This is a genomic window from Sorangium sp. So ce406 (assembly GCF_051474675.1).
GTDB lineage: Bacteria > Myxococcota_A > Polyangia > Polyangiales > Polyangiaceae > Sorangium > Sorangium cellulosum_G.
Map to the genome: position 1 here is coordinate 4,847,607 of NZ_CP150340.1, position 13,306 is coordinate 4,860,912.

Annotated in this window: 11 protein-coding genes; 6 read left to right on the top strand and 5 right to left on the bottom strand. The window is 72.1% G+C overall.

From position 1 onward, the window contains the following. Window positions 1-6 precede the first annotated feature (6 nt). Window positions 7-975: a GlxA family transcriptional regulator gene (locus WME96_RS17695; protein ID WP_437291290.1), complete on the bottom strand. Its 969-nt coding sequence runs from the start codon at window positions 973-975 to the stop codon at window positions 7-9. Between the two features lie 213 nt (window positions 976-1,188). On the opposite strand from WME96_RS17695, the gene WME96_RS17700 reads away from it, so the two are divergent. The 3 genes from WME96_RS17700 to WME96_RS17710 all read left to right on the top strand — a co-directional run bounded on the left by WME96_RS17700 (window position 1,189) and on the right by WME96_RS17710 (window position 4,345). Next, window positions 1,189-1,557 (top strand): hypothetical protein, encoded by a 369-nt coding sequence (locus WME96_RS17700; protein ID WP_437291291.1) that lies wholly within the window; start codon window positions 1,189-1,191, stop codon window positions 1,555-1,557. Then, complete coding sequence (locus WME96_RS17705; RefSeq protein ID WP_437291292.1) at window positions 1,554-1,862, top strand: DUF3817 domain-containing protein; 309 nt, start codon at window positions 1,554-1,556, stop codon at window positions 1,860-1,862. Before WME96_RS17700 ends, WME96_RS17705 begins: the two co-directional genes overlap by 4 nt. An 89-nt stretch (window positions 1,863-1,951) precedes the next feature. Continuing rightward, window positions 1,952-4,345, top strand: a complete 2,394-nt coding sequence (locus WME96_RS17710; protein WP_437291293.1) for a glycoside hydrolase family 31 protein — start codon at window positions 1,952-1,954, stop codon at window positions 4,343-4,345. 25 nt (window positions 4,346-4,370) lie between these two features. On the opposite strand, the gene WME96_RS17715 is transcribed toward WME96_RS17710, so the two are convergent. Continuing rightward, window positions 4,371-5,258: a LysR family transcriptional regulator gene (locus WME96_RS17715; RefSeq protein WP_437291294.1), complete on the bottom strand. Its 888-nt coding sequence runs from the start codon at window positions 5,256-5,258 to the stop codon at window positions 4,371-4,373. 61 nt (window positions 5,259-5,319) lie between these two features. On the opposite strand from WME96_RS17715, the gene WME96_RS17720 reads away from it, so the two are divergent. Together WME96_RS17720 and WME96_RS17725 are read left to right on the top strand one after the other, a co-directional pair. Then, complete coding sequence (locus WME96_RS17720; protein WP_437291295.1) at window positions 5,320-6,036, top strand: SDR family oxidoreductase; 717 nt, start codon at window positions 5,320-5,322, stop codon at window positions 6,034-6,036. Window positions 6,037-6,290: 254 nt separating this feature from the next. Continuing rightward, window positions 6,291-7,226, top strand: coding sequence for a fibro-slime domain-containing protein (locus WME96_RS17725; RefSeq protein ID WP_437291296.1), 936 nt, complete (start codon window positions 6,291-6,293; stop codon window positions 7,224-7,226). Between the two features lie 34 nt (window positions 7,227-7,260). On the opposite strand, the gene WME96_RS17730 is transcribed toward WME96_RS17725, so the two are convergent. The 3 genes from WME96_RS17730 to WME96_RS17740 all read right to left on the bottom strand — a co-directional run bounded on the left by WME96_RS17730 (window position 7,261) and on the right by WME96_RS17740 (window position 12,121). Beyond that, the gene (locus tag WME96_RS17730; protein ID WP_437291297.1) at window positions 7,261-8,691 is read right to left on the bottom strand and encodes a hypothetical protein; all 1,431 of its coding nucleotides are present in this window, start codon (window positions 8,689-8,691) and stop codon (window positions 7,261-7,263) included. Window positions 8,692-8,911: 220 nt separating this feature from the next. Then, entirely contained in the window at window positions 8,912-10,438 is a 1,527-nt protein-coding gene (locus WME96_RS17735) for a hypothetical protein (RefSeq protein WP_437291298.1), read from the bottom strand. A gap of 147 nt (window positions 10,439-10,585) precedes the next feature. Next, window positions 10,586-12,121 carry a GH1 family beta-glucosidase gene (locus WME96_RS17740; RefSeq protein WP_437291299.1) on the bottom strand — a complete coding sequence of 512 codons (1,536 nt, stop codon included), beginning with the start codon at window positions 12,119-12,121 and terminating at the stop codon, window positions 10,586-10,588. A 104-nt stretch (window positions 12,122-12,225) separates the two neighbouring features. On the opposite strand from WME96_RS17740, the gene WME96_RS17745 reads away from it, so the two are divergent. Further along, window positions 12,226-13,194, top strand: coding sequence for a quinone oxidoreductase family protein (locus WME96_RS17745; protein ID WP_437291300.1), 969 nt, complete (start codon window positions 12,226-12,228; stop codon window positions 13,192-13,194). Window positions 13,195-13,306: the final 112 nt, after the last annotated feature.

The following is a 13,306-nucleotide window of genomic DNA, read 5'->3' on the forward strand; positions in this document are numbered from 1 at the left end:
ACAGGGTCAGCCGCGGCGTCCGTCCTGCGGGCGCGCGCGGCTCCGGAACGCGCTCCGGTAGGCCTGGGGGCTGGTGCCAGCCACGCGGTGGAAGTGCTGGCGGAACGCGGCCACCGAGCCGAAGCCGGCGTCGGACGCGACCCGCTCCACCGACCGCGCCGTCGTCTCCAGCAGGAGCTGCGCTCTGCGCACCCGGGCGCGCAGCAGCCACTGCAGCGGGGTCGTCCCCGTCTGTTCCTTGAAGTGCCGGTTCAACGAGCGGACGCTCATCGCCGCCTGCCGGGCGATGTCGCGGAGCGCGATCTCCTTGCGCAGGTTCTCCTCGATCCAGTCGAGGACGCGGCTCAGCGAGCTGCCGTCGGCGGTGGGCGGCGCGTGCACGATGAACTGCGCCTGACCGCCGTCGCGCTCGAGCGGCATCACCGAGAGGCGCGCCGCCTCCGCCGCGACGGCCGCCCCGTGGTCGAGCCGGACCATGTGCAGGCACAGGTCGAGCCCGGCCGCTGCGCCGGCGGACGTCAGCAGCTGCCCGCAATCCACGTAAAGGACGCCCGGATCGACCTCGACGCGCGGAAACCGCCGCGCGAGCTCCCCGGCGGCGAGCCAGTGCGTCGTCGCCCGCCGCCCGTCCAGGAGCCCGGTCGCGGCGAGCAGGAACGCGCCGGAGCAGATCGAGGCGACGCGGGCCCCGGCGCCGGCCGCCCTCCGCACGGCGCGGAGCAACCGCTCGGGTACGGGGCGATCGATGTCGGCGACCCCCGGGAGGATCACCGTGTCGGCCCTGCGGAGCTCCTCGAGCCCGTGACGGACCCGCAAGCGAAAGGCCCCAGCGTCGACCTCCTTCGCAGCGGCACACACGCGGACCTCGTAGGCAGGGCGCCCGTTCGGGAGCCGCACGCGTCCGAACACCTCGGTCGGGATCGACAGATCGAAGGCCACGACGTCGTCGAAGGCGACGATGGCGACGCGATGCATGGCCGGATTATGCATGCACGCCATGATCGCGCCAGGCCAGCTCACGCGACGATCTGCGGTCGTCTCGGCTCCACAGCGCCGTTCGAGCCGTCTGGCCAGAACCTGGCGATTTTTGGCGTTTCAGCCGCTCGCGCGGCCGCGACGCGCGTGCGATGACATCGTTCGTGGTCGAACGGGGACGCGGGCCTCGGTGAAAGGCCCCCGGGGTGCGAGATGATGTTGTATCAGCTGGTCCTGACGTTGAAGTTTCTCGGCGCGATGGGGTACGCCGGCGGGCTCGTCGCGAGCTTCGTCGCGGCGGATCCGCGCGAGCGGAAGCGAGCCGTGCACCGCATCGCCTCTCCGAGCCTGCTCGCGACGTGGTGCGCCGGATATGCTCTGGCCGCTCTCGGTGGTTTTCGGATGTCCGAGCTGTGGCTCGTCGGCGGGCTCGCGCTCTCCGTCAGCTCCAACGTCATCCTCGTCTACTGCGTTTCGCGTGACAAGCGGGGTACTCGGGCGTTCTCGTGCGCTGCGCTTCCGCTCGCCGGTGTCGTCGCGCTCATGGTCCTCAAGCCGACGTGGGCGCAGGTGATCCAGTGAGCTCGCTTCATTCCTTGCGTCTCGCGAGCCTCGTCGAAGGGGCGTCCCTGCTGCTCCTCCTGCTGATCGCCATGCCGCTGAAGTACGGTCTCGGCCTCGCGATCGCGGTGCGCGTCGCCGGAACCATTCACGGTCTGCTCTTTCTCGTGCTGCTCTCGGTCGCGTCTCGGGCGTATTTCGAACGAGCGGTCTCGACGAGGAGCCTGCTCTGCGTCCTCGGCCTCTCGATCGTCCCGCTCGGGTTCCTCGCCGCCGAGCGGCTGCTGCGACGCGACGCTGACCGGGACCACCCGGCTACCGGCTAATCGCGGCAATACCGCGATTCACGACAACATGGATGCAGAGGCGCGCCCTCGGCTTGGCGGGGGCGGGCAGGCTCGGCTAGAGTCGCGGAATGCACCTCTCCGACGCCTCGATCGGCGCGACTCACGTGCTCCTCTGGGGCGACCGCGCCGCCGTCGAGATCCGCTGTCCAGGTCCGGGCGTGCTGCGCGTGCGCCACGCCCCCTCGGCCGCCGTGACGGGCTTCACGCACCCCGAGCTGCCCCCGAAAAGCTCCTTCGCGGTGGTGGCCGAGGGCGCGCTGCCGCTCTCCGCGCGCCGCGAGGGGGACACGCTCCACGTGAGCGCCGAGGGCGCCTCTCTCGAAGTCTCGCTCGCCTCGGGCACATGGACCTTCCGCGACGGACAGGGCGGCGTCCTCGCGCGCTGCGAGGGCGTCTCCGGCGAGGTGAAGCCCGCCTTTCCCGTCGACGAATACCGCTCCCGGATCTCGCTCGGGGCGCCCGAGGGCGAGGCCTACCTCGGCTTCGGCGAGAAGGTCGGCCCGCTCGACAAGCGCGGCCTGCGCTTCACGTTCTGGAACACCGACGCTTACCCGCCGCACGTGGAGTCCGACCCGCTCTACGCCTCGATTCCCTTCTTCGTGGCGCTGCGCGGCGGGGTCGCCTGGGGCTTCTTCCTCGACGAGCCGTGGCGCTCGGAGGTGGATATCGCCCTCAGCGACCCGGGCCGAATCACCTGGGAGTCGCGGGGGCCCGAGCTCGACGTCTACCTGATGACCGGCCCGCACCCGGCCGACGTCCTGCGTCGCTACGCCGCGATCACCGGCCATCCCGCGATGCCGCCGCTCTGGAGCCTCGGCGCGCACCAGTCGCGCTGGGGCTACGAGACAGCGGACGACGTGCGCGGCGTTGTCCGCGGCTACCGGGCGCGCGGGCTCCCGCTCGACGCCGTCCACCTCGACATCGATTACATGGACGCTTACCGCGTGTGGACCTGGGACCGCTCGCGCTTCCCGGATCCCGCGGGGCTCGCGCGCGAGCTCGCGGCCGAGGGCGTCAAGCTGGTGACCATCGTCGACCCCGCGATCAAGGCCGACGAGGGCTATGCGGTCTTCGAGGAGGCGCGCGCGAAGGACTACCTCGTCCGGCTCTCCCGCGGCGGCACGCTCGTGGGCGAGGTGTGGCCCGACCCGGCGGTCTTCCCGGATCTGACGCGCGAGGAGGTGCAGCGCTGGTGGGGCGATCTGCAGCGGTCGTTCGTCGACGCGGGCGTCGCCGGCATCTGGAACGACATGAACGAGCCCGCGTGCTTCTCCGTCCAGCCCGACCGCGGCCTGCCCGCGCCGAACGGCGGGCGCAGCTCGGGCCTCGGCACGATCGAGGGCAGCACGCTGCCCTACGACGCGCGCCACGGCGCCCGGCGCCACCTCGAGGTCCACAACGTCTACGGGCTCGGCATGTCGCGGGCCGCCCACGAGGGCCTCGCGCGCCACGCGCCCGCGCGGCGCCCGTTCGTGCTCACGCGCGCCGCCTTCGCCGGCGTCCAGCGCTACGCCGCGGTGTGGACCGGCGATTTTGCCAGCAACTTCACGCACCTGGAGGCGTCGATCCCGATGCTTGTCGGCCTCGGCCTCTCGGGCGTCCCGTTCGTGGGCGCCGACATCCCCGGCTTCGCCGGCCGCGCGAACGGCGAGCTGCTCGTGCGCTGGATGCAGGCCGGGCTGTTCTACCCGCTGATGCGCAACCACGCGGCCCGGGGCAGGCCGGCGCAGGAGCCGTGGCGCTTCGGCGAGCCGTTCCTCGACCTCGCGCGCGCGGTGCTGGAGCGGCGCTACCGGCTCCTGCCGACGCTCTACACGCTGATGCACGAGGCGGCCGAGACGGGCCTCCCGGTCCTGCGTCCGCTGTCCTTCGCGGCGCCGGCCGACGCCGAGGCGCTCCACGCGTACGACCAGTTCCTCTTCGGCGACGACCTGCTCGTCGCGCCGGTGGTGCGGCCGGGGCAGTCGAAGCGGCTCGCGTACCTGCCCGCCGGCGCGTGGCTCGACCTCGCGAACCTCGAGCGCGCCGGCAAGGTCGAGGAGGGCGGGCGCCACGTGATCGCCGACGCGCCGCTCGATGTCGTCCCCGTGTGGCTGCGCGCCGGGGGCGCGGTGGCGCTCACGGCGCCGCGGATGCACACGACGAGCGCGCGCTGGGAGGAGATCACCTGGCACGTGCACGCGGCGGCGGCGGTGAGCGGCCGCCTCTACGAGGACGAGGGCGACGGCCACGGCGCGTCGCGCCTCACGCGGATCTCGGGCGGCCTCGACGGCGGCACGTTCGCGCTCGAGCGCAGCGTGCAGGGCGAGCTGCCGCTCGCGCGCGAGGTGGAGACCCTCCGCGTCCACGGCGTGCCGGCGCCGCGCTCCGTGACCGGGGCGCGATCGCACCGCGTGGCGGAGGGCGTCGTCGAGATCGAGGTCGCGGCCGACTGGCAGCGGATCGAGCTGCGCGCGCCCTGACGGCCGGGGCCACGCGCCGCGGCGGTCAGCCGTGCTTCATCACCCAGTCGAGCGCGAGGCGCACGCGCGAGGAGAGCTGCCGCCGTGACGGGTACACAGCGAACAGCTCGCGGGGCTCGACCGTGCGCCCCGTCACGGTGAGCTCGACGAGCGCCTTGCCTTGCTGCTCGATGACCTCGCGGGGCGCGCAGACCACGCCGAGCCCCTGCGCCGCCGCGGCGATGGCCGCGCGCGGATCGTTCACGCAGAAGCGCGCGCGCGGCCGGACCTCCTCGATCGAGCCGTCCCGCCGCCGCAGGCGCCAGGCGCTGCCCGGGCGGCTCAGGACGGCGGGCACCGACCCGAGCGACGCGCGGGCGAGCCGGGTGCGGCCGTTCAGGGCCTCGCGCACGAGGCGCGGCGACGCGGCCAGCGCGTACGGGAGCGACCACAGGCGCCGCGCCACGAGCTCGGCGTCCTCGACGGGCCCCGCGCGAAAGGCGAGATCGACGCCCTCCTCGACGAGGGAGACGACCGCGTTGGTGAGCGTGAGCTCCACGGTCAGGCGCGGGTGCCGGGCGGCGAAGGAGAACAGCGCCGGCGCGATCCGCTGCGCGCCCGTCATGATGGGCGCCGTCACCCGGAGCCTGCCCGCGGGCTCGTCCTCGCGGTCCGCGGCCCGGTCGAGCACCGACCCGAGCTCGTCGAGCAGCGGCCCGGCGCGCTCGAGCAGCCGCGCGCCCTCGCCGGTGAGGCCGACGCGGCGGGAGGTGCGCTGGAGCAGCCGCACGCCCAGCGCCTCCTCCAGCTGCGCCACCCGGCGGCTCACCGTGCTGGTGGGCACCCCGGTGCGCCGCGCCGCCTCCACGAAGCTCAGGTGGTGAGCGACCGCCGCGAAGAGCCGCACGTCCTCGAGCGAGATCATCCCGTCCATGGGATGAAGCATGCCACAGCGTCCCATGGTCCGGAGGAGACAGCGACGCTACGTCTCGGTCATGAACCTTGAACAACAGCACATCGTCATCCTCGGGGGCTCGTCGGGGATCGGCCTCGGCGTGGCCAGGGCCTGCCTCGCGCGCGGCGCCTCGCTGACCCTGGTGAGCCGCTCCCCCGACAAGCTCGCCGGCGCCGCGGCCGAGCTCGGGGAGGCGCGCCGCGTGCGCACCTTCGCCGCCGACGTGACGCAGGAGGCGGAGGTGCGCCGCCTCTTCGACGAGCATCCGCCCGCGCGTCACGTGGTCGTGACGGCGGTGCAGGGGCATTATCAGCCGATCCGCGAGATGGATATCGCCGCGGCGCGCCGCACGATCGACTCGAAGCTCCTGGCGGCGCTCCACGTCGCCAAGCACGCGCGGATCGAGCCGGAGGGCTCGCTCGTCTTCACGACGGGGATCGCCGCGGTGCGGCCGGGGCCGGGCGGGTCGGTCATCGCCGCGGTGAACGGGGCGCTCATGTCGCTCGTGCGCGCCCTGGCCATCGAGCTCGCGCCGGTGCGCGTGAACGCGCTGTCGCCCGGCTGGATCGACACGCCGGTGTGGGACTCCATCGCGGGCGCCGCCAAGGAGCAGCGCCTCGCGCAGCACGCGCGCCGCCTCCCGGTCGGCCGCGTCGGCGCGCCCGCGGACATCGCCGACGCCGCGCTCTTCCTGATGGGCAACGGGTTCACCACCGGCGAGGTGCTGCACGTCGATGGGGGACACCGGCTCATCTGAGCCCGGCTGCCCGCATCGAGCACAGGATAGCGCCACGGGGGCTGTGGAGCGCAGCGGCTACATGAGGACGACGCGCTGCATTACGCACCTCGAGGGTCGAGGCAGCGCTGATTCCGAGCGATGCAGCTGGGCTGAATTAAGCGATCTCCACGAGATCGAGCGGACTGCGCCGCGCAATCTCGCGTAGGATTCCAGGGGTGACGTTGACAGCCTTCACCAGGTGTGGTTGTCCTACTTTATCCCAGGAGTGCTCTATGTCCCCTCGTTCTCTCTTTCTTGTGACCTTCGCCATCGCAGCCCTGGCCTGCTCTTCGGGGTCGGACGATAACAACGGCAACTCGACCGCCGGGTCCGGCGGCGGGGCGACCACGGGCGGCAGCAGCGGGACGCCTTCGCCGGCGGGCAGCAGCTCGAGCGGCGACGACATCGGGAGCATCTCGGGGGGCAACGTGGCCGTCGGGTCCGGCGGCGCCGGCGGCGGGAGCGAGTGCAAGAGCACGCTCGATGTCCTCTACCGCGACTTCAACGACACGCACCCCGACTTCGAGATGGACTTCCGGGGCGACGTGGTCCGCCGCAAGCTCGTCGAGCCGGCGCTCGACGCCGAGAGCAAGCCGGTGTTCCTCGACTCGATTGGCTGCCAGGCAGACCTGCAGACACCGCTCGACTGCGGGGGCGGGAACCCGAACCAGGTCGTCATCACGAGCAAGGCGTCGTTCGACCAGTGGTACCGCGACGTACCCGGCGTGAACATGACCTTCCCCAAGCAGATCGAGCTCGAGGAGACGCCGGCCGGCTCGGGTCGGTACGTCTTCGACAGCACGGATTTCTTCCCGCTCGCGCCGGAGGAGGGGTTCGGGATCAACCCCCCCAACGGCAAGAACCAGAACTTCCTCTTCACCACCGAGATCCACCTCAAGTTCGGCTACGTCGCCGGCCAGGAGTTCAGCTTCCGGGGCGACGACGACATGTGGATCTTCATCAACGGCAAGCTCGCCCTCGATCTCGGCAGCATGCACGGGCCGGAGTCGGGCGTCATCGACTTCGACGCACAGGCCAACTACCTGGGCATCTCTCCGGGCAACACGTACACGATGGATATCTTCCACGCGGAGCGCCACACCGACGGGTCGAACTTCCACATCGAGACGAACATCTCCTGCTTCGTGCCCGTCGAGGTCCCGCGCTGAGGCCCTGAGGCCCGGCGCCTCGCGCTGCCCGCGCTCAGCCCTCCGGACAGGGGGGCTTCGGATCCGGGCATGACTGGCCCTCGACCCAGGGCCGCGTCTGCTCGCAGCCGCTCACGTCCTCGAAGGTGTTTCCGGTGACGAAATCGGGCCCCGCGGTGCCGTTCCAGCCGCGGGTGACGCCGTGGCCGGCGACGTGGCGGATCGTCGATCCCTGGATGAACGCGCTGCTCGGCGGCTGGCTGAAGATGACGGCGCCGTTGAACGTCGAGAGATCGTTGCACGAGAGCAGGATGCAGCCGCAATCGTAGCCCGCGTACTCGATGATGACGTTCTCGAGGACGTTCTCCTGGCGCGGGATGCCGCCGTACCAGAGCCCGCCCCAGTCGCCGGGGGCGGGGCTCTCCGCGGCCGAGGTGAAGACGATGGGCCGCTCCGGCGTGCCCAGGGCGCGGAGGGCGCCGCTCGCCGCGAACTCGCCGGTGAAGTGCTCGATCTGAAAGAAGTTGCCGGGCTCGAAGCGGATGGTGACGCCGGGCTCGATGGTGAGCGTCGTCAAGGGCGCGCCCTCGCCGCCGGCGCCGATGTTGAAGCGGGCGTCGCGCCAGTCCCCGAAATGGTAGGGCACGCCGCGGTCCCGCAGGGTCGTGTCCTGTTGCAGCCCGGAGGTCTGATTGGCGCCCTCGTCCTGGATCAGGATCTCGTCCTTCCGGTTGCCGGTGTACACGCCGACCGGGATCGAGCCGAGCGCCTGCTCGCCGAGCTCCAGCGGATACGGGTGCTCGTCGCTGCCGCTCTCGGTGATCACGAGGTCCGTCGAGCCCTCGGCGAACGACGACGCCCGCAGCAGGAGGACCCCGGCGCCGAGCGACCCGCGCACCGTCACGTGATCGACGAGCAGCGCCGGCACCGCCGGGGTCACGGAGCCGCCGTAAGCGGAGAGCGTCGCGTTCGCGTGGAAGCGATCGCCGCCGCCGCCCTCGAGGGCCACGTGCCGGAGGGTCGCCTTGCCCGGCCAGGCGACGTGCACGTCGTTCCAGCGGGCTCCCTCGCTGCCACGGAACGTGATGGGCCGCGCCTCCGTGCCCTCGGCCCGCAGCTCGGCGCCCTCGTCCATCACGGAGATGCCCGTATCCTCCTCGAGCAGCACCTCGGCGCAGGGCTCGATCGTGAGCGTCACGCCCTCCCGGAGGCGGACAGGGAAACCCACGATGTGCGGGCTGCCCTCCGCGGTCCAGGTCTCGCTCTCGTCGAGATCGCCCTCGTGGAGCGTCGGGCCGCCGGACGGCGCACCGCACTGCGGCTCGGCCGCGCCGCCCGAGCCGCCAGCCCCACCCGAGCCGCCAGCCCCACCCGAGCCGCCAGCCCCACCCGAGCCGTCGGCGGGAGGAGGATCGCCGGGCTCGCACGCGGCGAGGAACATCACACCTGTCGCGGTGATCGTGACTACAACGTTGCGCAGGGCCATATCTCGTGTCCTTTGTGAGCGCCTGTGCGCGGGCGCGCGCGCAGGCAAAGAGGCAGAGACTAGCCGATTCGCACCCCGACCGCAGAGCGTTTGCGCGCTGTAGACCGGCCCCCGCGGCGATAACACCGCCATGAAGGCGGCGTCGTTGCCATCGCCGTACGCCGCCAGCTGCGCCTGGACGTCCGGTTCGAGGGCGTCGCGGCGTCAGCGCGCAGCGCGGTCACGGGATGAGCCTCGCGATGAGCATCGACTGCTTCATCGGGGGGCTCGAGAGCGGCCCGTCGCCAAGATCGATCGTGCCCTGAAAGGTCCCCGCGACGACCAGGGATCCGGCCGGGTCGACGGCGACACGGGACATAGCTCCGAACTCCGAAGGCTCGAACGAGACGCTGCACAGCCCGTTGCCTCGCGGGTCGAGCCCCGCGACGAAGAGCCCCACCTGGCTCGCGGGCAGCGGGCTGCAGCCGAAATCTGCGTCCAACGTGAGGACGCCGGCCAGCCAGGTGTTGCCGGCGGCGTCGGCGGCGAGCGTGTGCGCTTCACCGAAGCGCCTGGCGAACAGCGGCGCGCCGCCGGCGGAGATCTTGGTCACGAACACGTCGTACCCGTCGCTCGTCAGCGTGGCGCCGTCGAACTCGAGCGACCCGGCGAAGAAGCCGAGCGTGGCCACGTTGCCCGCCCCGTCCACGGCCGTTCCGCGGTGTTCCTCGCCCTGCACGCCGCCGAAGCCCCGGCTCCACCGGTGCTCGCCTTGCGGGCCGAGCGAGGCGACGAAGACGTCGGCCGACAGGCTGCCACCCGAGCCCCTCGCGGACCTGAGCGGGCCGCCGCCGAAATCGACGACGTCGTGGAACGTGCCGCCGAGCGCGATGTTCCCCGCCGCGTCGAGGGCGACGGTGGCGTTCTGCGCGCTCTGTCGGCCGAAGCTCCTGCTCCAGACGTGGCCGCCCGATGCGTCGAGCCTGGCGGCGAAGACGTTGAGCCCGTCCCCGCCGTTGTTGGTGAGGGGGCCGCCGCCGAGCTCCACGGTCCCCGCGTAATCGCCGACGACGACGATGCCGCCCTCCGGATGGAAGGCGACGCCGCGGACGTTGGCGGCCTGCGCGCGGTGCGCGCGGATCTCCCTGCTCCAGAGCTGCTGCCCCGAGGCGTCGAGCAGGACGATGAAGCCGCTCGAGCCTCCCTCGTCGTTCACGACGCCGCCGCCGAGATCGATCGAACCGACGAAGCGGCCCCCGACGACGATGTTCCCGGAGGCGTCGGCCGCGATGGACAGGGCGACCTGATCGTCGGGTATGACGGATGGGACATCGCCGAACCGCCGGCTCCAGAGGTGGTTGCCGCGCGCGTCGAGCTTGAGGACGAACGCGTCGGCGCTGCCCGTGCTCACGAGAGGACCGCCTCCGAAGTCGACCGCGCCATTGACATAGCCCGTCACGAGGATGTTGCCTTGCGCGTCGACGGCGAGGCCCTGCGGCTCGGCGTGGTCGAAATGACGGGCGAAATCGAGCGCGAGGCAGCCCGGCGCGCACGCGCGAGCGCCGCCGGCCCCGGCGCCGCCGCTGTCGCCGGCCCCGGCGCCGCCGCTGTCGCCGGCCCCGGCGCCGCCGCTGTCGCCGGCCCCGGCGCCGCTGCCGTCGACCGCGGTCCATGACTCGATGTCCAGGCTGCTCCTCGCGCCGCAGCCTGACGTGACCAGCGCGGCGGCCAGAGAAACACACCCCAGATGGGACCCTCTTCTGTTCATCCCTGTCTCCCGGCGCCGCACGGTACCATCGCTGAAGACGGCGCAGGGGGAGGGCAGGAGACGGAAACCAGCTCTCGGCGCGTCTCGCGCTGGGCGCGAGGAGGCCCCGCGGCCCGGTGTTTCCGCCGGGCCGCGGGCCGCCGCGGCTCAACCGGTCACGTTGTCCCAGGCGACGGCGGTCGGCCCGAGGAGCGACCCGCCGCCGCTCGCGATGACCTGCTTGTACCAGGAGAACGAGTCCTTCGGGATGCGGCGCTGGGTCTGGTAGTCGACGTAGACCAGCCCGAAGCGCTCCTTGTAGCCCTCGGCCCACTCGAAGTTGTCGAGCAGCGACCAGGCCCAGTACCCGATCACCGGGACTCCCTCCTTCACCGCCCGCGCCAGGCCGAGCAGGTACCTGTGCATGAGGTCGATGCGCTGCGGGTCGTGCACCTTGCCGTCGAGGAAGACCTGATCTCGCGTGGAGGTGCCGTGCTCGGTGATCCCGATCGGCAGCTTGTAGCGCTCCCAGAAGAACCTCGAGCCCCAGTACAGCGTGCTGGGCACCACCTGAAGCCAGTCGAGCGTCGCGCGCGGGTAGCCGGGCGGGGAGGTGACGCGCTCGGGCTTGCCGTCCTTGCCCCGCCGCCACGTGCCCGACGTGTACATGTTGAGGCCGAGGTAGTCGAGCGGCCGCTTGATCTCGTCGAAGTCGCTGGCGGGGAAGTCGGGGACGTCGTTGCCGAAGAGCTTGAGGCCGCTCTCCGGATACCGCCCCTCGAGCACCGGGGCGATCCACCAGGCGTTGTTCCACGGGTGCCGCTCGTACACCGAGAAGATCGCCTCGCGCGCGGCCTCGATGTCGCCCGGGTCCTCCGTCGCCGGGCGCTGGACCTGGGTCGCGAGCACGTAGCCGACCTTCGCCCCCCTGGCCGCGGCGCGCAGGGCGTCCACCTGCTTGCCGTGGGCGCGCATCTGGTTGTGGGCGGCGGTCAGGTACTCCCGGTACGGGAGCTTGAGCCCGGGCGCGAAGTGCCCGTCGAGGAGCGCGTTGCCGATGAAGGCCTGCGGCTCGTTCTGCGTCACCCACCAGGGCACGCGATCCCCGAGCCGCTTCGCGACGACGGTCGTGTAGTCGGCGAACCACTCGGCGACGTCGCGCTGGAGGAAGCCGCCGCGATCCTGGAGCGCCTGGGGAAAGTCCCAGTGGAACAGCGTGCACATCGGCACGATGCCGTGGCGGAGCAGCTCGTCGACGAGGCGATCGTAGAAGTCGAGCCCCTTCGGGTTGACCTTGCCCGTGCCCTCCGGGAGGACCCGCGTCCACGAGACGCTGAAGCGATAGCTCTTGACCCCGAGCTCCGCGAGCAGCGCGACGTCGTCCTTGTAACGATGGTAGTGGTCGCAGGCGACGTTCCCTGTGTGGCCCTCGAACACCTTGCCGGGGGTGTTCGAGAAGACGTCCCACACCGACGGGCCCCGGCCGTCCTCGGTGGCAGCGCCCTCGATCTGGTAGGCCGCGGTGGCGGTGCCCCACAGGAAGTCCGCGGGAAACGGCGCGGCCGTGGTGCCCGCCGGGCCGGCGCCGGTCGAGGCGGCCGGCGGGGACGCGGACGCGGATGAGGCTGCCGCGGCGGACAGGGCGGGCGAGGCTCCAGAGGCGTTGTGCTGGGTGAGCGACTCGGAAGGATTGGGAGCGGACATGAGCGCATCATCCACGGCGCTCGGTGGACAGCAATGGGGTCGATGCGCGGCGATGCGCGCGCCGCTCGCTTGACGGCCCGCGTTGGCTCGACAACATGGGCGTCATGCTCGCGATCCGACCGAAATCCGCCGGTGGTCCCGAGGTGATGACGCTGGAGGAGCACCCGACGCCCGCGCCGGGCCCCGGTGAAGCCGTCGTCCGCATCGAGGCCGCGGGGGTGAACTTCATCGACATCTACCACCGGAGCGGCCAGTACAAGATCGAGCCGCCCATCCCGCTCGGGCTCGAGGGCGCGGGGCGCGTCGAGGCCGTGGGGCCTGACGTGACCGAGGTGAGGGAAGGGGACGAGGTCGCGTGGACCGGCGGTCCCGGCTCGTACGCCACGCACGTCCGCATCCCGGTCGCGAAGCTCGTCCCCGTGCCCGCGGGCGTCGGCGCCAGGCAGGCCGCGGCCGCGATGCTCCAGGGCATCACCGCGCAGTACCTCGTGCGCTCCACGTTCCCGCTCGGGCCGGGCCACACGTGCCTCGTGCACGCGGCCGCGGGCGGGGTCGGCCTGCTGCTCTGCCAGATGGCGAAGCGGCTCGGCGCGCGCGTCATCGGCACCGTGTCGACCGAGGAGAAGGCGCGGCTCGCGCGCGGGGCCGGCGCCGACGAGGTGATCCTGTACACGCACGCCGACTTCGAGGCCGAGGCGCGCCGACTCACCGGCGGCGCCGGCGTCGACGTGGTCTACGACGGCGTCGGGCGCGACACGTTCGCGAAGAGCCTGGGCGCGCTGCGCCCGCGCGGCACGCTGGTGCTCTTCGGCCAGTCGAGCGGCCCGGTGTCCTCGTTCGACCCGCAGATCCTGAACCAGAAGGGGTCGCTCTACCTCACGCGCCCGAGCCTCCAGCACTACACCGCGACGCGCGAGGAGCTGCTCGAGCGCGCCGCCGACGTGCTCGGCGCGATCGCCCGCGGCGAGCTCACGATCGCGATCGGCGCGACGTACCCGCTCGCCGAGGCCGCCGAGGCGCACCGCGCGCTCGCCGGGCGGGCGACGACGGGGAAGGTGCTGCTCATCCCGTAGCGCGCAGGGCGGACGGGCATGGTGCGAGCCGCCGGGGCGTCGAGAAGAGAAGAATTTTCAACGCAAAGGCGCAAAGGCGCAAAGACGCCATGAGAGGGTAAGAAGATCGGAT

Bases quoted from the DNA above. Each gene is read 5' to 3' on its own strand.
- WME96_RS17715 (WP_437291294.1), bottom strand. From the start codon at position 5,258: ATGGACGGGATGATCTCGCTCGAGGACGTGCGGCTCTTCGCGGCGGTC.
- WME96_RS17700 (WP_437291291.1), top strand. From the start codon at position 1,189: ATGATGTTGTATCAGCTGGTCCTGACGTTGAAGTTTCTCGGCGCGATG.
- WME96_RS17730 (WP_437291297.1), bottom strand. From the start codon at position 8,691: ATGGCCCTGCGCAACGTTGTAGTCACGATCACCGCGACAGGTGTGATG.
- WME96_RS17735 (WP_437291298.1), bottom strand. From the start codon at position 10,438: ATGAACAGAAGAGGGTCCCATCTGGGGTGTGTTTCTCTGGCCGCCGCG.
- WME96_RS17695 (WP_437291290.1), bottom strand. From the start codon at position 975: ATGCATCGCGTCGCCATCGTCGCCTTCGACGACGTCGTGGCCTTCGAT.
- WME96_RS17720 (WP_437291295.1), top strand. From the start codon at position 5,320: ATGAACCTTGAACAACAGCACATCGTCATCCTCGGGGGCTCGTCGGGG.
- WME96_RS17710 (WP_437291293.1), top strand. From the start codon at position 1,952: ATGCACCTCTCCGACGCCTCGATCGGCGCGACTCACGTGCTCCTCTGG.
- WME96_RS17740 (WP_437291299.1), bottom strand. From the start codon at position 12,121: ATGTCCGCTCCCAATCCTTCCGAGTCGCTCACCCAGCACAACGCCTCT.
- WME96_RS17745 (WP_437291300.1), top strand. From the start codon at position 12,226: ATGCTCGCGATCCGACCGAAATCCGCCGGTGGTCCCGAGGTGATGACG.
- WME96_RS17725 (WP_437291296.1), top strand. From the start codon at position 6,291: ATGTCCCCTCGTTCTCTCTTTCTTGTGACCTTCGCCATCGCAGCCCTG.